Below are 19,077 nucleotides of genomic sequence, written 5' to 3' on the forward strand. Positions count from 1 at the left end.
TATGTTCCTTTATTAAAATCTTGTAATTTCTTAAAATTATTTATTTTATTAAACATAGTTCCATTTTTCATATTATGTCCATATATAATTATATTTTTATCTAAATCAATATTATTTTTGCAATCAATAAAAACAGTGCCTGATGTACTTTTTTCTCCATAAAAATTATTATGAAGGTAAAATTCATTATCTTTTCCTTGGACAACTGGATAACTTATATCTGTATTAGGAATATTAAGCCACAATTTATAGTCTATATTAATATGTTTTAATTTTTCTTCATTAGAATTATCTTTAATATTCTCCTGCACTTTTGGTTTAAAAACTTGAACTTTAGAGTAATTTTTACTATCCTTATAGTATTGTAAACACTTATAACCTATCATTAAAGAACAAACTACAAATATTATAATCAAAACTATATTTATAAGTTTTTTTATATTTTTCTTCATACTTTCCCTCTATATAATTCTTTTTATGGCTTTACTAGTTAGTAATTTTGCTGTTATGAAGGATACTAGTGGTACCGTTAAAATGACTCCAATACTTCCTGATATTCCTTGCATAACTTCTATTCCAACAGAATACATATTAACAATTTGATTGTATTTCATACTATAGGAATAAATTAAAATCAAGGTATTAATCGTTCCCCCTGTAAATGCTAATATAAGTGTATTTGACATAGTTCCCATCATATCTCGACCAACATTAATTCCTGAATTAAAAAGTTGCTTATAGTTTAAATTCTGATTTTTATCATAAATTTCATTTATTGTAGATGCGATAGAAATACTAACATCCATTACTGCACCTAGTGACGCTATAAGTATTCCCGCGAATAGAATTCCTCCAACATTTATATGGGTCTTAGTTGCTAAAAATACTAATTCCTCAACTTCAGTCACATTATACCCTGATATTTTCGCAAAATATCCAAAAGCTGTAGCAAATACTCCTGCAATAATTACTCCACTAATCGTTCCTAAAATTGATGCTATTGTTTTTACACTTAAGCCAGCTATTAAATACATGGTAACTATAGTAGTTAAAATGCCTACAATAACTGCGCCTAAAAATGGGGAGTATCCTTTATATAACATTGGTATAAATAAAAATATAATACAGATAAATGTAAATATAAGTCCCACTGCCGATTTAAGTCCTTTTTTCCCTCCAATTGCCCATAATATTAGAATAAATAGTGCAACAAAGCCATATAAAATTGGTTCTCTATTATAACTATAAACAGAGGCTACATACTTATTACCTGATGTACTTATGGAAACAATGACCTTCATATTTTTCTTTGCAATCTGCGCCATAAAGATATCCTGAAAAACTAGTAGCATCTAATATTTTTCCTTTTTGTTTACCACTTAGCATTCTAACTTTTAAGTCTTGCTTGCCAACGCGTGACCCATCTTTTTGTATATTATCTTTTACAACATCTTCAACTACGGCTTTTTCAAATCCAGTGCCCTTTTGATTAACTAATTCAACTCTTTCCACTTGATTAAAAAAATATAAAAATACAAAAAATCCTAGAAATAATATCATTATAATTATTCTTCTAATATTAGTTGATCTATTACTAAATAGTTTTGAAAGCATAGTCCATATCCTCCAATTTTATATTGAAATTACAGGAGTATATGTCTATACTCCTGTAGATATTGATTAGTACTAATTTTAAGAAAATCTTAGTTTAAGGCACATTCAGTATGCTAGTCTATTTATTTTCATATGCCTTATATTTATTTTGATTCCTTACATCTTTTCTTTATATTTATTTTCTTTCTATTTATATAAATGAAGGCCGCTGCTGATGCGCCTGCAATAACTATAGTATACATACTAAAATTATCACCTGTTTTAACATTACTGACACCAGTTGCTAACTTTTCAGTACTACTATTACTAGTTGTTGATGGGCTTACTGTGCTTATTGGATTCACTGTAGTTTCTGTAGTATCTGAAGTTCCTGCTTTTACAGCATTCTCTTTAATAACTTTTGTCTTAAAATTTTGTAATTCTTCATTTAAATTTTCAACTGACCTATCTACTGTTGATTGATTAGCATCCTCTGAACCTAGAGTACTTTCAGCGGCTGTAATTGCTATTTTTAGCTTATCTTTTGCTTCAGAAGGATATTGTCCCCTATCGGTTCCTACAACTGCATTATCTAATGTAGATTTTGTACTATCTACTAAAGCTTTTAGCTCTGCTTTATCTCCTTTTGATTCAATACCATTAATACCTTCTTTTAAATTAGTATAAGCATCAGAAATTTCCTGTGAATTAGAAGCTGCTTTATCAGAAATTGTTTTTGCAACTGCCAATGTTTTTTCTAATTTACTAAAGGTTGAAGTAGTATAGGTGTCCTTAGAATTAATTTTTTCTTCGCCTGCAGCAATTAATTCATTTAAACTTGATTTATCAAGAGATTTTGTAATAGAAAAGGTATTATCAATCTTTTCTCCATTATCTGTTCTATAAGTATTTATTGTAAAACTTACTTCATCAACATCAATAGTAGAATAAGTTGGAACATCTTCTTGCCATCTATTAGCTATATAAGATTGTTTATGTTGTACTAAATCATAGTATTTACTACCAGATGCTGAGTTAGCTGTCATATATAATATACCTTTTGGATCCACTACGCTTCCATTTTGAAGAGTAACATCCTGTACTGCCTTAGAATCTTCAATGCTTGTTAAATAATCTTTATATTTTTGAGTTGTTTCTTTTCCTTCCAATGAAGAACTAAATTCTTCATCAAAATCATCGCCAGTAATCATTTTAGATTCATCTTTTGCTCCGCCTTTTAATATTAAAGATCTTGAATAAGTATGATCATGTCCCGTCAAAACAGCATCAATATGATTTTCTTCAAAAATAGGAATTAAATTATATCTTAGATTAACTACATCTGGCTCATTGGAATGTTCACCTGATCCATATATATCATGATGGATTGTTACTACACGCCATTTTGCATCTTTATTTTCACTAATAGCCTTTTCAATAAGTTCTTTGTGCTCTGCTATGTTTTTATTGTTAGTATTTAAAGTTATAAATAATGTATTACCATATGAATAATAGTAATCTCCACCTGCTTCTGTAGCTCCTAAAGTTGAGGCATTAGGATTATTAAAATGATATGTATAGTTTGAATTTTTTGAATCATGATTACCAATTGCCGTTGCAACAGGTAATGATTTCAATGCATTGGGACTTAAGTATCCTGCATATTCAATATCCTGCTCGTTATTCTTAGCACTTGTTGTTTGGATTTGATCTCCTACTGAAAGCATAAAACTTACATTTGGATGTACTTTTAATGCTGTATTTATAGTGTTGTTCCAGTTAAAACTATCATTTCTTACTGCAGCATCTTGACCCTGTGAACTACTTGTACCAGTGGCATTGTTACCACTAGAAGAACCTATTTGTGGATCTCCAATATATAAAAAGCTAAAACTCTTTGTGCTTTGAGTTTTATAAGGAGTAGCAGCACTCCAAGCACCATTTATTTGGTAACTGTAGTAATAAGTTGTGTTTTCTGCCAAACCTGTGGCAGTAGCTTTATTGGATTTATATGCATTAGTAGCTATATCCTTTGTAGTTACAGCGATCTCCTTTGCCTCACTCATATCTTGCTTTTTGCCAATTTTTAATTTAGGATTACCTTCACTATCTTTTGAGTACCATGCAAAGTTTAATTCGGTTGCGTTTTTTCCAGGCGTCAATGACATTTCTGTAGGATTATTTTTTATTGTGTCCCATGTTTTAACCCATTTATCCCAGGCTCCATTTTTTGCAGCTTCTGTTCGACTTGCCTCCGTCCATCCATCATTACTTGCTGCAATCGCAGTAATGCTTGTTGTAAATAATATAGTAGTGGTTAGTAATAGAACTACTATTCTTTTTAACATACTTATAGTCCCCCTTCATTGTATATACTAAAACTTTTCATCTAAAGTATAATTTATAAAAACGAATCTAGAAACTATTATTAAGGTGTTTTTACATTACAAGTCATTATTTTACATTGCTTAACTTTAAATTAACGATTCATCCAATAAAACATGTACATAAGTTATATAAAATAATTAAGAGTAAAAGTTTCTCAAAAAAATAAAAAATGGCTGGTTTTAAAAACTAATTAGTTTTCAAAACCAGCCATCTACTATTCATTTAAATCTATCTGTTCACCTGTTACTAGGTATATAGTCCATTCACAAATGTTCGTAGTATGATCTGCTATTCTCTCCAAGTATTTGCAAACAAATAAAAACTGTGTTATTTGATTTATTGTTTTAGGATTCTCCATCATCATTAGTAAGAATTCACTAAAAATCTGTTTATAAATAGCATCTATTTCATCATCTTTTTTGCATATGTCATAAGCACAATCAATATCACCTTTTATATAGGCATCAAGTGAAACTTTAAGCATTTCTTTAACTATATTTGCCATTTTAGGAATGTCTATTAACGGTTTTATATACTTATCAGTATTTAATCGTTTGGTTATTTTTGCTATATCTACAGCATGATCCGCTATTCTTTCAAGATCTGTTACAATCTTAGTAGCTGTAAATATATTTCTCAAGTCAACTGCTAAGGGCTGCTGCATTGCTATGAGTTTTATAGCTTTATTTTCAATTTCCTTTTGCATATCATCAATTATATCATCATTGTCAATTACACTTTGTGCTAATTGTATATCGTGATTAACTAAAGACTCTATGCATTGAAATATTTGTTTTTCAACCATACTTCCCATTCTCAAAAGGTCAGTATGCATTTCTTCTAAATGTAAGTCAAAGACTTTTCTTGGCATTGAAATCACCTCTTTTTATAAAATATTAATTTAATTTTGAAATTAATTCAAGCTTAAATTAAAATTCAATTACATAAATTTAACCAAATCTACCTGTAATATAATCTTCTGTTCTTTTATCCACTGGTTTATAAAATATACTTTCTGTTTTCCCATTTTCAATAACTTCCCCATTTAAGAAGAAAGCTGTATAATCTGAAATTCTTCCAGCTTGCTGCATATTATGGGTTACTATTATTACAGTATACTTCTTTTTTAATTCATCCATTAGTTCTTCAACTTTTAATGTAGATATTGGGTCTAGTGCTGAAGTAGGTTCATCCATAAGTAAAACTTCTGGCTCTACTGCCAAGGTTCTAGCTATACATAGCCTTTGCTGCTGACCTCCTGATAATCCTATTGCGCTTTGCTTTAGTCTATCCTTTGCTTCTTCCCAAAGTGCAGCACCCTTTAAACTTTTTTCTACAATTTCATCTAATTTACCCTTATTTCTTATGCCATGTATTCTTGGTCCATAGGCAATATTATCGTATATGGACATAGGAAAAGGATTTGCTTTTTGAAATACCATTCCTATTCTTTTTCTAAGTTGTATTTCATCATAGTCCTTATATATATTTTTATCCTCAAATAACACTTCTCCATCTATTCTTACAGATTCAATAAGATCATTCATTCTATTAATTGTTCTTAAGAATGTAGACTTTCCGCATCCTGAAGGGCCGATAAGTGCAGTTACAGAATTTTTTTCTATATCAAGACTAATATTTTTCAGTGCTTGAACATTTCCATAGTATAAATTTAAATTGTTAGTCTTAATTATACCCATTTTAGTTCCCCCTACTTTCCACTATAAGACTTATATATTTTATTTCCTATTATTCTTGCTAAAATATTAAATAGTAAAACCATTATTACCAATACTGCTGATGAACCTGTAGCTATTTTCCCAGCATCAGGAATCATACCCTCTGAATTTAATTTCCAAATATGAACAGCTAAAGTTTCTGCTGGTCTAAAAAGACTAAATGGTGATGATTTATCTATTAGACTTACATTACTATATTTCAAAATAGGTGCACTCATACCTGAAGTATATAAAAGTGCTGCTGCTTCTCCAAATATTCTACCTGCAGCTAAAATTATACCAGTTAATATTTGTGGCATTGCAGAGGGAAGTATTACTTTCTGTATAGTTTGCCATTGGGTTGCTCCAAGTCCAAGACTAGCTTCTTTTACTTTTGCCGAAGATGCTTTTATGGCATTTTCACTTACTCTTGTCATGGCTGGAAGGTTTATAACTGTTATAGCTAATGCTCCTGAAAGTAAGGTGTATCCCCAGTGGGTCATTGTTACAAAAACTAAAAGTCCAAACAAACCAACTACTATAGAAGGTAAAGATGCCATAGTTTCAATACATAGTCTAATTATCTCTAATACCTTTCCCTCTTTAGCATACTGTGACATGTATATACCAGCGCCTATTCCAATAGGTACAGTTATTATAAGTGATATAATTAACATATAGAATGAATTAAATAATTGTGGACCTATTCCACCACCCGCCTCAGCTATTTTAGGATTTCCAATTAAAAAGCTCAAGTTTAATGAATCCCTACCATTATAAATAATATATCCTATAAAACTTACTAAAAGTAAAACTATAAAAGCTGATATTATATATAATATTATAGTTGCTATTTTATCACAAGTCTTAGCTTTCATTATGCTTCACCCCTTCTTCCAATAAGTCTTATTAATACTATAAATATAAATGATATTACTAAAAGTATAAGTGCTATTGACCAAAGTGCATCATTCCACGGAGTATTGTCAACAGTATTAGATATACTCATAGTCAATATACTAGTTAAAGTAACTGTAGGTGATGTAAGATTATTAGCAAACTTTAATGTATTACCTATAACCATCTGAACAGCTAGTGCTTCTCCGAAGGCTCTAGCAATACCAAGTACAATACCTGTTAAAATTCCATTTTTACTTGCTGGAATAATAACTTTATAAATAGTTTGCCATCTAGTAGCACCTAAGCCATAAGAAGCCTCTATGTAATCTTTTGGTATAGTTTTTATTGCATCTGAAGATATGCTTGCAATTGTTGGCAGTATCATGATGCTAAGCACCAATATTCCCGCTATTAAACTAAAACCAACTCCACCACCTATTCTCTTAACAAAGGGAACTAGAACTAGAACTCCAACCCAGCCATATACAACTGATGGTATTCCTACAAATAATTCCAAAGATGGTTGAAGAATCCTCTTTCCTAATTTCGGTGATATTAAATTCATAAAAATTGCCAAAGCTATACTTATAGGAGCACTTATTACAACTGCACCAATAGATACCAGTGTGGAACCCACAATAAAAATTGCCGAACCAAATTCAGGTTTTTCAGAATCAGGTTTCCAACTAGAATTAAATAAAAAATGTGACAAAGAATAATGATCCTTTGTAAATATTCTTATTCCCTTGGAAGCAACAAAAAATATTATGGATAATGTCAATACTACTATTAATAATCCACAAAGTATAGAAAATCCTCTACCTAAATATTCTGTTCTAATTTTTTTCCAAATACTTCTTTTATCCATGTAATCAACCTCAAATAATTTAATTTTACAATACATTAGACCGGCTACTATGCAGCCAGTCTAAAATATCTACTATTTTACTTTCATATCACTAGTAGCTATATATCCTAATTTTTCAATTAAAGCTTTATTATCACTGCTAACAATATAGTCAATAAAAGCTTTAGATATTCCTTTAGGTTCTCCCTTTGTATACATATGTTCATAAGACCAGAAAGGATATTTTCCTTCAGTTATGTTTTCCTTTGATGAATCAACATTGTCTATTTTTACTTCCTTTATATCTTGTTTAACATCCTCAGTTAAATAAGATAAAGCCAAATAACTTATACTTCCTGATGTTTTTGACATAGCTGTCTTAACTGCACCATTTGAATCTTGAGTAGTTCCTATATCGTCCTTTTCTTTAGTTCCATCTAACACTGTCTTTGTAAATGTAGCTCTAGTACCAGAACCACTTGTTCTATGAACCACATTTATAGGTAAATTCTTTCCACCAACTTGATTCCAATTTGTCACTTTACCTGTAAATATATCTTTAATTTGAGCCTTTGTCAAGTTAGTAACGTCTACATCTTTACTAGTAACTACAGCAAATCCTATAACACAAACCTTGTGATCTGTTAGAGTTTTAGCAGTAGTTGCGTCTAGTTTTTCTTCTGCAAAAATATCTGAATTTCCGATATCCACTGCACCTTGGCTTACCTGTGTTAATCCAGTACCACTACCTCCACCTTGTACATTTACTGTTGCATCTGGATTCTTTTGTTTAAATCCGTCTACTGCTTTTTCTGCTAAAGGCTGAAGCGCTGTAGATCCTGAAATTGTTATAGACCCTGAAACTCCTTGTGATGATCCTGTTGAATTTTCACTAGCATTATTTGAAGATGCACTCTTTCCACAACCTACAAACAATCCAGCTAGTAGTGTAATAGCCATTGCTGTTACCACAAATTTGAGCTTTTTACTTTTCATAAAGGTTCCTCCATTCAAACTATAAAAAATATTGTTTTCATTTACCTTACAAAAATAATATTATCAAATGAAAGTTAATCTAATATTATACATATGTTAATAAAATTTAACATTCCAATTTTATACATTAAATTTGTTAATACTTACAACAATATTTTCAGTGTTTTTTTCCATTGTATTTATAATAGTATTCATGTTTTTTGTACCATCATATTGCTCTGATACTACTTGTTTTACTACTTCTATAGAGGTATTAAAATCTTCATAGGCTTCTTTAACTTCATTTAGTTTTTCATATACAGAATCATTTTCACTATTTAATGTTTTTATATTTTCATTTGTCTCATCTATATAATTTACTATATATTCTGTAGAATTTAGCATATTATTATAGTTGTCTATAGTATTTTTAACAAATTTAGACTGAACTAATGTGGCCTCCTTTGCACTTTGTATTTTTATTTGTGCCATATTCATATCTAGATTTAATGATTCTACAATTTGATCTATTTTATTCATTTGTAAAAAAATATTTTGAGATAATTTTTTTATCTCTACTGCTACTACATTAAATGCCCTGCCCATTTCTCCATATCTAGCAGCTTCTATAGAAGCATTCAGAGAAAGTATATGCGTTTGCTTTGATATATTTGTTACTGCTTCAACAATACAGGCTATATTTTTTAAGTTGTTATTTAATTTCTTAAAAGAATCAGTGGCATCGTCCATTCTTTTATTTGACTCTACATTAACATTTTTCAATTCATCTATAGTATGAATTCCCTGTTTATTTATTTTCTTAATATTAATAGCTTCCTTCAAAACCTTTTCGGACTCAGTTTTAATATTTAGAAGTTTATTCTTTATTTTGCTAAAGGAATTAAAACTCCACTCTATGGCATTAGAAATTTTCATAGTATCCTCCGCAATATTTTCTGTACTTTCATTTATAATTTTCATTCCTGTAATAGTATCTTTCTGAGCAATTTTTACTATATTATTTATATTTATAAGACTACCCATACATTTCTTTATTTCAAGCAAAAGATTTTTTAAATTGAATGTCATATTATTAAAACTCAAAGTAAGTTTACCTACTTCATCTTTAGATTTTATTTCATTTACTATGGTGAGATTTCCTTTAGATATTTCATAAGTATTTCTAATTAACAAGTTCATAGGTTCAAAGATTCTTTTTATAATTATATTTAACAATAGAGTTACAATTATAATCAAGATAAAACTTAAAATTATTATGGTAATACCTAAAGTTTTAGGTGCACTGTTAATTTCATTTTCATTAACAGTGAGAACTATAAGTGATTTTAATTCAGGTATACTTGTACAATTAGCATAATATTTATTATTTTCATAGGAGTACTCCAAGTATTTTGAATTTCTATTATTTAAAAAATTTTTATTTTGGGACAAATTATATATAGGTTTAATATCAACTTTTTTATTAATATTATTTTTAATGGGACTATATATAGTATTTTGTTTTTCATCTACAATAAATACATATCCTGAATTTAAAAATTTAAATTTATCAAATTTAGATGAAAAATAATCTGTAAAAACATTTTTCCCAACAACTCCTATTACATTTCCGCTGCTATCCTTTACTGGCTCTACAAATGTAACTACTGGCTTCACAGATATTATGGAAGTGTATACTGTACTCATAACTTTATTTCCTTTAAGCGCTTGACCCATATAATCATTATTGCTTAAATCAAATCTTAAAAAATCATCATTACTACAAGTAATAATAATTCCATTCTTGTCTGCCACAAATATATTTTCATCATATTTATTTGTAGATGCATACTGTTTAAGCTTATTTCTCACATCCTCTATATCTTTACTGTTATTTTTTTGAAAATTGTCTTTTGAGTTGCCTATACTCAAAGTAAGTCTTTTTACATCACTATCAGCAGAAATTTTTTCAACATCACTATTCTGTACTAATATAAGGCTATCAAAATTATTGCTTATTTCCTCAGATATAATTTTCATATTTTCTCTACTCATGTTAAGCATTTTATTGTAGCTTATACCGTATATAATTCCACCAACTATTATCATGGTTACTATAATAAATAAAGATACAATTCCTATTATTTTTAGAGATATAGAATTTTCTAATATGGTATTCTTTTTAAAAATTTTTCTATCTTTCTTTATTACATCTTTAATTTCTTTCAAATTGTAATTACCATTTATTTTACTTAATATATAATTTTTACATTTTAGTATGGCTTTAAAATTGGTAAAACTTCTCTTCATATAAAATTCTCCTTTAATCTTTAGTTATATATTTAGATATTAACCTATTTATGTTAATATCTTTTTAACTATTGTTAATTAAAGGTTAATTATTAAATATAATATAATATAAAAAAGATGGATTTTACACCATCTTCTTATAAGGAAGTCTAATAATAAATTTACTTCCCTTTCCCAATTCACTTTTAACTTCAATAGTTCCACCAAAATTCAAAACTATATGTTTTACAATAGCAAGGCCAAGACCTGTACCACCCTTTGCCCTAGAACGTGCTTTATCAACTCTATAGAATCTTTCAAACAATCTTTTTATGTGTTCTTCAGATATTCCAAGTCCTGTATCCTCTATACATATAACACAAATATTATTTTTCAATTTTGCTTCTATAAATACGCTGTCATTATCTTCAGAATATTTTATTGCATTATCAATCAAATTAATTATCATCTGCTTGAATCTATCCTTATCCCCCGAAAGTTCTATATGTTGATTTTCTGTAATAGTCATTACTATATTTTTACTCTGTGCTGTGTTTATTAATAAATTGAATACATTATTTATAACTTCATCTATATAAAAAATTTCCTGCTTCATTTCTTTTTGTACTTCTATATTTGACAAACTTAAAATATCATTTATAAGTCGGGTTAATCTTTCTGCTTCTTCATCAATTATATCTAAAAATTGTTCTTTCTTTTTAGTATCTTCAACAAATCTCAGAGTTTCTGTAAATCCCTTTATTGATGTCAAAGGAGTTTTTAATTCATGAGATACATTAGCTACAAATTGAGATCTCATATTTTCAAGTTTTCTAATATCAGTTATATCTTGAAATACCGCTACCTTACCAATATTTTTTTCCTGATTAAGTATATCCGTAGTCTTGATTCTAATAACTTTTTCTTTAGGCCATAATATTTTTATTTCTTTAAATCCGCTAGCATCGGATTTAAAGAGCTCCTCTATCTCAAAATCTCTAATACTATTTATAAGATTTTCACCAATTATATCTCCATCTATACCAAATAGCATTTTAGCATAGGGATTAACCATAATAACCCTATAATTTTTATCTATGGCAATGACTCCACTTTCCATACTCTTTAGTATGGCTTCCATTCTATTTTGCCTATATAGAGAATCCTTCATGGTTGCATTTAACTTCTCTGCCATATTATTAAACTTTTTTCCTATACTTCCAAGTTCGTCATCTGAATCAATCATAATATTCTTCTTAATTTCGCCCTTATCTACCATCTCAGTAATTGTTTCTAGCTCTCTTATTGGCTTTATGATTGTATTAGATAACTTTTTTACAAACCATATAGATATTACAAAAGTTGTTAATACCATAAATAAATAATATTCTATATATTCACTTTCTAATGTATTTATAAACTTTAAAGATTGTGAACTTCTTATAATGTAACCATTATACTTTATAGCTGAATACATAACATTTTTATTGTATGTACTACTATATCTTATGGCATGTGATTCATTATTTTTTTTGCCTCTTCTATTTCAAAGTAATTACTATTAACCAAGGATTCCTTAAAATCTTTATCTGAATTAAAGATAACCTTATTGGATTTATCTATTACTGTTACACTTATATCTGAGTTAATATATTCTCTATTTAAAATATTATTCAGATTACTAATATCTAGCATCTTAATAATAGATCTATTATTATTTTTAAGGTTACTTTTTATGTTTTGTTCATATTGATAGTTAACAACTGATATAAAAATTATAGTTACCAGTATTAACATAAAAAATATAGTGCTTAAAGTATAAATTATAAGTTTCTTTCTCATTTTATTCACCATTGTAGTTGAATTTATATCCAATTCCCCTAATAGTTTCAATGTATTTAGGGTTTTTATCATCATCTTCAACTTTTTGTCTTAGATGTCTTATATGTACATCCACGGTTCTTGTTTCTCCCATATACTCATATCCCCACACCTTATCCAGTAAAAAGTCTCTAGTCATTACTATACCCTTATTTTTTATAAGAATTTGAAGTAATTCAAATTCTTTTAATGTTAATTCTATTTTTTCTCCATTTTTTATAATTTCATGTTTTTGAAAATCTATATTTATGTTGGCAATAGTATATGTATCATCAGAATATTGAGTTTTTGCTCTTCTTAGTATAGCCTTTACTCTTGCTAGCATCTCTCTTATAGAAAAAGGTTTAGTTATATAATCATCTGCACCAAGTTCTAATCCAAGTATTTTATCAATTTCCTCACTTTTAGCTGTAATCATAATTACAGGCATTCCAGAAATAGATGGATCTTTTCTTATCTCTCTACAAACATCATAGCCATCAAGTCCTGGAATCATTAAATCTAACAATAGCAGTTGAGGAGCCTCACTTTTAGCAAGTTTAACAGCTTCATTGCCATTGCTAGCACTTATTACTTTATAACCACTATTCTCTAAATTAAACTTTATTAATTCTACAATGTGTTCTTCATCATCTACAACTAAAATTTTTTCTCCAGCCATAAAAACTATACCTCCAATATTATGCTTTCATATATATAAAAGAATACAACCTTCCATAATTAATTTTTTGTTTTCTATATGAAAAAAGTTCATATTCTTCATTGCAAAATGTACAAATATTTAAAGTTTTTATATTATTCTTAGGTACTCCAACATTTTCAAGTTGTTTTAATATACATGCTTCTAAATCAAGTTTTCCATTAATATAAAAATTTATGTCCTTATATATGTTCTTTTTATAAAATTGCTCAGCTACATCCTTTCCAAATTCATAGCAGCATTTTTTATTATGAGGTCCTATATATACCTTTATATCATTAATATCCACAGAATAAACATCTATAATCTTTTCTATTGTCTTTTGCACAATTTCAAGAAATGTACCCTTCCAGCCACTATGCACTGCTGCTAGTATTGATTTAGTTTTACTGTAAATCAATACAGGTACACAGTCTGCAGTAAATACACCAATAGCAACATTAGGCTTGTCTGTAATAATGGCATCACCCGTATGGACAACTCCATCGTATATATATACATTGTCACTATGGGTTTGTTTAAGATATCCTACTTCATTTACAGAAAACCACTTTTTTATGTTTTCCAAATTATCTAATCCCTTAGAAGTTGACATATTGAAATCGAGATTATTCTTTGCAGTAGAAAAATTAATTTCTATATTATCGTCTTTAAAGTTTATAAACTCATAATCATCAATTATACTTTTCATTCTACACCTCTATTTTAACATAGATAAAATTCCTAAAATCCAAAATTAATATTATTAACATGAATTTAACAGACGAATATCCTATTTAGATTTTTTATTTGTTAGAAGATGACTTATCTCTTCCATGAAAGTATTAATATCCTTGAATTGCCTGTATACTGATGCAAATCTAACATAAGAAACTTCATCTACTTCCTTTAATTTTTCCATAATTACTTCGCCAATCAAATCTGATTTTATTTCTGTAAGCATTTCATTGCTCAAATTCTTCTCTACTTCAATTGCAATATCTTCTATTTGCTTTCTAGAAACTGGTCTTTTTTGACATGCCTTTATAAGCCCATTAATTATTTTTGATTTATCAAAAAATTCTCTGCTAGAGTCTTTTTTTATTACGAGAATTGGGATATCTTCAATTTTTTCATAAGTAGTATATCTCTTATTACACTGTAAACATTCTCTTCTTCTTCTAATAGCCATATTATCTTCTGTAGACCTAGAATCAATAACTTTGCTATCTTCAAATCCGCAAAATGGGCATTTCAATGTCTTCACATCCTTTGTATAGATAATAACTATATTATACACTTAAATTCCTAACATCTTCAATCATTATTATATAGTATGTCCGTGCCATCTATCAAAATAACATCTACACCTATTTTAGTTATCTTTGCCCATGGAATTTCTATATCATTATTTTTTGAAAACCATCCAGTACTTTGATTTGGAACTAAAACAGAAATAACCTTGTAATTGTTACAATCTACAACTAAATCTTTTATATAACCAAGTTTACAACCGGTATTTATATCTATTATTTCCATTGATCTTAAACTATTTAAAGAATACATAGTAGACTCCATAATTATCCCCCCCTATATCAAAAACTATTAGGCATGTGAAAATAAATAACAAGTGAAAGATGCGACGTATATTTTGAATTATACAAGGAAACAGGTTCTGATGATAGTGGTGCTATCAGAAGGTTCTGTTGACGTAGTAGGATTCAAAATAGACTAGCATACTGACTAGTTATTTATTTGAATATGCCTTATACTAAAATTATATTATATAAATTCAATATAATTACCCTATTATTATTAAATTTTATAATTTATATAAACTGAGTAGTATAAACAAGCTTCTATTTATTAGGATTTATTGATATTTATGAAAATAGAAAAATCGCTATTACTTTTATTTCATAGCGATTTTAAACATGCTTGAGTAAAGGATAAGCCATTATAGTACATTTGACCTATTATTTTACTTTCACGTACCTTTTATCGATACTTACACAGTTTTATACGTATTTTCTCATATGTCTTAAAGCTGTTTTTTCTAGTCTTGAAACTTGAGCTTGAGATATTCCTATTTCATCCGCTACTTCCATTTGCGTTCTTCCATCAAAAAACCTCATATTTAATATAAGTTTTTCTCTATCATTTAATTTTTTCATAGCTTCTTTTATGGATATATTTTCAAGCCAACTATCATCTAGATTCTTGCTATCACTAATTTGATCCATTACATATATGGCATCTCCTCCATCATGATATATAGGTTCAAATAAAGATATAGGATCCTGAATAGCATCTAATGCAAATATAACATCTTCTCTTGGAACTTTAAGTTCATTTGCAATCTGAGAAACTGTAGGTTCCTTGTTATTCTCGCCAATAAGTTTATCTCTCACTTGCAAGGCTCTATAGGCAATATCCCTTAGCGATCTGCTCACTCTTATAGAATTATTGTCTCTCAAATATCTTCTTATCTCACCTATTATCATGGGAACTGCATATGTAGAGAACTTAACATTTTGGCCTAAATCAAAGTTATCTATTGATTTTATTAATCCAATGCATCCAACTTGGAATAAATCATCTGGATTTTCTCCACGATTATTAAATCTTTGTATAACACTTAATACTAACCTTAAATTTCCTCTTATGAATTTTTCTCTACAACTTATATCGCCATTTTTCATTCGCAGCAATAATTCTCTCATTTCTTTTTCCTTTAACACTGGAAGTTTTGAGGTATTAACACCGCATATTTCTACTTTATTGATCATCAATATCATCAGCCCCTTTAGAATAATAGCATTTAAATTATTCCCTCGGGAAACTAATTTTATACTCAAGACAACCTTACAACATTTTTTTAATTTCTTTTTTTAATCTTTTTATAATTCTCTTCTCAAGTCTAGAAATATAGGACTGAGAAATACCAAGCATGTCTGCAACCTCCTTTTGAGTTTTCTCTCCTTTACCATTAAGACCATATCTGAGTTCAACTATTTCTTTTTCCCTAATTGTTAATTTCTTCATTGCTAGTATTAATAATTGCTTATCCACTTCATCTTCAATTAAGTTATATACAGCATCATTTTCTGTGCCAAGTATATCTGACAACAAAAGTTCATTTCCATCCCAATCAATATTAAGAGGTTCATAAAATGATATTTCAGATTTAACCTTACTATTTCTTCTTAAATACATTAATATTTCATTCTCAATGCACCTAGATGCATAAGTAGCAAGTTTGATTTTCTTATCAGGATTGAATGTATTTACAGCCTTTATTAATCCAATTGTCCCTACAGAAATTAGATCTTCAATACCTACTCCTGTATTTTCAAATTTTCTAGCTATATAAACAACTAACCTAAGATTTCTTTCAATAAGAGTAGATCTTACACTTTCATCACCACCTACTAATTTATTTACTAAATCACTTTCTTCGTCTTTAGTAAGCGGTGGTGGAAGTGCATCATTTCCTCCAATATACATTACTTTCTTCGCAAAAATCTTAAACTTTACTAGTATTCTATTAAACAATACACTTAACCACATAACTTTTCCCCCAATACTAAATAATTCCTCTAGATAATAAAGCATTATAATCATTTAAGTCACTGAGCTTAGTATCGCAAACAGCAACAATTAATTCAGTTTTTTCAAGAACATTATTTTTATAAATATTTACATTCTTTGCCTTAAAGCCCTTTAGAAAACCACCGGATCCGCTAACAACTTTAAATGGTATGTAGAACATTTCTTTTTCTTTTATATTTATGTCATATAAAATCTCTTTTTCTACAATCATAACAGGAAGATTGGTTAATGGCTCTCTTAGTTCATTGCCAGTATCCAAAAATGCCTTTACTCTCTTCTTCTTTTCATCAAACACTATATCAACATCATAAATAAAATTTACAATTTCCTTTCGGTCTTTAACAAAAACAACAATTCTATGAATAACCATATATAAAAGCATCATTGTGCCTAAAATGTACTTATAAGAAAATGTAGGCATATTATCGAAAGTTAAACCTTTACTAAAATAAAATTCTATAAAAATACATAAACCTGCGGTCATCATGGTATACAAAATAAATATAACTGATGCTTTAATATTAAATAATAAATTAGTTTTTCTAAAAGTTACTAATATCATTATTATGGCAACAGATAGTTTCAAAATTATAGAAGATAAAAATTTAGGAACAGGATAGATCATAGTTAAAACATACAAACTTCCCAAGAAACCAGCTATAAATAAATATCTTAATTTAACTTTTATCTTCAGAGTTTGAGAAGTTATATACAGTAAAAATATATTGACAATTAAATTCTCAATTATAAGTACATCTAAAAATACAATCATATTAGTCCCCCTTTTAAGATTTATTATATATCTTAATTCTATAAAATTTTGTCACTTTGTAATTCCTAAACATGATTTTTTATTTCTTAAATGTGTCATGTTATAGTAAATAACATCAATTAAATTCATTCTAATACAAAAAATTTTAAGAAAAATAAACTATAATAAAAAAAGAGGTTACACCTATATAAAACTTGAAATAATTCATAGGTATAATCTCTTTTGGGTTAGCAAATAAATCTATTTCTTTATTAATTAACATAAAAAACACTGCTTCATTTTTAGAAATTTTTTCTAAAATGTGCAGTGTTTTTTCTTATAATTTTCCCTTGTGTTGCCTTCTAAGAAAAGCAGGGACATCTAAATCATCTTGTTTAAGCTTTGCTGAATAATCTACTGTACTGGCAACTTCTTGTTCAGGTTTTTTTATATCTTCTTTTACATTGTTTATAAATGTACTTTCAGTTTTATCACTTTCAAAACCTGTAGCAATTACAGTTATTCTCAATTCATCTTTTAAATTTTCATCAATAACCGCACCAAAAATTATGTTTGCATCAGGATCTGCAGCTTCTTGAACAATCTGTGCAGCTTCATTTATTTCAAGTAGTCCAAGGTCTTCTCCACCAGTTACATTAAGTAATACCCCTGTTGCTCCAACAATTGAAGTTTCAAGTAGCGGACTTGATATAGCTTCCTTTGCCGCATCAGAAGCCCTTGTATCACCAGCACCAGATCCAACCCCCATATGAGCAAGTCCCTTATCAAGCATTACAGTTCTAACATCCGCAAAGTCAAGGTTAACTAATCCAGGTATTGTTATAAGATCTGATATACCTTGCACACCTTGTCTTAAAACATCATCAGCAAATTTAAATGACTCAACTAAAGTAGTCTTTTTATCTACAATTGAAAGAAGTCTCTCATTTGGAATAGTTACTAAAGTATCTACTCTTTCCTTTAAACTTTTTATTCCACTTTCAGCATGAATCATTCTCTTTCTTCCCTCAAAAGGAAATGGTTTTGTTACAACTCCAACTGTAAGTATCCCCATAGATTTTGCTATTTCAGCAACTATCGGTGCAGCACCAGTACCGGTTCCACCACCCATACCGGCTGTTATAAATACCATATCTGCCCCCTTAATAGCTTCTGATATTTCATCCTTACTTTCTTCTGCTGCTTTTTGACCTATTTCAGGATTTGCACCTGCTCCAAGACCTTTTGTAAGCTTATCTCCTATTTGTATTTTTTGCGAAGCTTGTGAAAGAGCCAAAGCTTGCTTATCTGTATTTATAGCAATAAATTCTACATTCTTAAGCCCCTCTATAATCATCCTATTAACAGCGTTGTTTCCTCCGCCACCACATCCTATAACTTTTATCTGCGCAAATTGTTGAACATCAACATCAAAATCAAGCAC

At 28.7% G+C, this 19,077-nt stretch carries 18 protein-coding genes and 1 pseudogene; all 19 read right to left on the minus strand.

Annotated elements, in window-relative coordinates:
* Nucleotides 1-452, minus strand: a 452-nt coding sequence (locus RH99_RS07215) for a class B sortase (protein WP_010235952.1), incomplete at its 3' end; no start/stop codon positions are given.
* A 9-nt stretch (nt 453-461) separates the two neighbouring features.
* Nucleotides 462-1,301 (minus strand): YibE/F family protein, encoded by an 840-nt coding sequence (locus RH99_RS07220; RefSeq protein WP_243441466.1) that lies wholly within the window; start codon nt 1,299-1,301, stop codon nt 462-464.
* The gene (locus RH99_RS19685; protein WP_243441467.1) at nt 1,267-1,614 is read right to left on the minus strand and encodes a hypothetical protein; all 348 of its coding nucleotides are present in this window, start codon (nt 1,612-1,614) and stop codon (nt 1,267-1,269) included. The genes RH99_RS07220 and RH99_RS19685 overlap by 35 nt, the downstream gene beginning before the upstream one ends.
* Before the next feature lie 143 nt (nt 1,615-1,757).
* Entirely contained in the window at nt 1,758-3,941 is a 2,184-nt protein-coding gene (locus tag RH99_RS07225) for a purple acid phosphatase family protein (protein ID WP_010235953.1), read from the minus strand.
* 254 nt (nt 3,942-4,195) lie between these two features.
* Nucleotides 4,196-4,852: a phosphate signaling complex protein PhoU gene (gene phoU, locus RH99_RS07230; RefSeq protein ID WP_010235955.1), complete on the minus strand. Its 657-nt coding sequence runs from the start codon at nt 4,850-4,852 to the stop codon at nt 4,196-4,198.
* Between the two features lie 79 nt (nt 4,853-4,931).
* Nucleotides 4,932-5,681 carry a phosphate ABC transporter ATP-binding protein PstB gene (gene pstB, locus RH99_RS07235; protein WP_010235958.1) on the minus strand — a complete coding sequence of 250 codons (750 nt, stop codon included), beginning with the start codon at nt 5,679-5,681 and terminating at the stop codon, nt 4,932-4,934.
* 11 nt (nt 5,682-5,692) lie between these two features.
* Nucleotides 5,693-6,577, minus strand: coding sequence for a phosphate ABC transporter permease PstA (pstA, locus tag RH99_RS07240; RefSeq protein ID WP_010235961.1), 885 nt, complete (start codon nt 6,575-6,577; stop codon nt 5,693-5,695).
* Nucleotides 6,577-7,467: a phosphate ABC transporter permease subunit PstC gene (gene pstC, locus RH99_RS07245; protein WP_010235964.1), complete on the minus strand. Its 891-nt coding sequence runs from the start codon at nt 7,465-7,467 to the stop codon at nt 6,577-6,579. The genes pstA and pstC overlap by 1 nt, the downstream gene beginning before the upstream one ends.
* A gap of 72 nt (nt 7,468-7,539) precedes the next feature.
* Nucleotides 7,540-8,442: a phosphate ABC transporter substrate-binding protein gene (locus RH99_RS07250; RefSeq protein WP_010235967.1), complete on the minus strand. Its 903-nt coding sequence runs from the start codon at nt 8,440-8,442 to the stop codon at nt 7,540-7,542.
* Between the two features lie 120 nt (nt 8,443-8,562).
* Nucleotides 8,563-10,731, minus strand: coding sequence for a methyl-accepting chemotaxis protein (locus RH99_RS07255; protein ID WP_010235970.1), 2,169 nt, complete (start codon nt 10,729-10,731; stop codon nt 8,563-8,565).
* A gap of 124 nt (nt 10,732-10,855) precedes the next feature.
* Nucleotides 10,856-12,552, minus strand: a pseudogene (locus tag RH99_RS07260) (ATP-binding protein).
* A 1-nt stretch (nt 12,553) separates the two neighbouring features.
* Nucleotides 12,554-13,252 carry a response regulator transcription factor gene (locus RH99_RS07265; RefSeq protein ID WP_010235975.1) on the minus strand — a complete coding sequence of 233 codons (699 nt, stop codon included), beginning with the start codon at nt 13,250-13,252 and terminating at the stop codon, nt 12,554-12,556.
* A 19-nt stretch (nt 13,253-13,271) separates the two neighbouring features.
* Nucleotides 13,272-13,982, minus strand: coding sequence for a peptidoglycan editing factor PgeF (gene pgeF, locus RH99_RS07270; RefSeq protein ID WP_010235976.1), 711 nt, complete (start codon nt 13,980-13,982; stop codon nt 13,272-13,274).
* Between the two features lie 81 nt (nt 13,983-14,063).
* Nucleotides 14,064-14,528, minus strand: coding sequence for a transcriptional regulator NrdR (gene nrdR / locus RH99_RS07275; RefSeq protein WP_010235977.1), 465 nt, complete (start codon nt 14,526-14,528; stop codon nt 14,064-14,066).
* A 59-nt stretch (nt 14,529-14,587) separates the two neighbouring features.
* Nucleotides 14,588-14,848, minus strand: a complete 261-nt coding sequence (locus RH99_RS07280; RefSeq protein WP_010235978.1) for a YlmC/YmxH family sporulation protein — start codon at nt 14,846-14,848, stop codon at nt 14,588-14,590.
* 440 nt (nt 14,849-15,288) lie between these two features.
* Nucleotides 15,289-16,062: an RNA polymerase sporulation sigma factor SigG gene (sigG, locus tag RH99_RS07285; RefSeq protein WP_010235980.1), complete on the minus strand. Its 774-nt coding sequence runs from the start codon at nt 16,060-16,062 to the stop codon at nt 15,289-15,291.
* 73 nt (nt 16,063-16,135) lie between these two features.
* Nucleotides 16,136-16,840, minus strand: coding sequence for an RNA polymerase sporulation sigma factor SigE (gene sigE, locus RH99_RS07290; RefSeq protein ID WP_010235981.1), 705 nt, complete (start codon nt 16,838-16,840; stop codon nt 16,136-16,138).
* Nucleotides 16,841-16,856: 16 nt separating this feature from the next.
* Nucleotides 16,857-17,654 carry a sigma-E processing peptidase SpoIIGA gene (spoIIGA, locus tag RH99_RS07295; RefSeq protein WP_010235982.1) on the minus strand — a complete coding sequence of 266 codons (798 nt, stop codon included), beginning with the start codon at nt 17,652-17,654 and terminating at the stop codon, nt 16,857-16,859.
* Between the two features lie 316 nt (nt 17,655-17,970).
* Nucleotides 17,971-19,077, minus strand: a complete 1,107-nt coding sequence (gene ftsZ, locus RH99_RS07300) for a cell division protein FtsZ (RefSeq protein ID WP_010235983.1) — start codon at nt 19,075-19,077, stop codon at nt 17,971-17,973.

Source organism: Clostridium arbusti SL206 (assembly GCF_000246895.1).
GTDB lineage: Bacteria > Bacillota > Clostridia > Clostridiales > Clostridiaceae > Clostridium_I > Clostridium_I arbusti.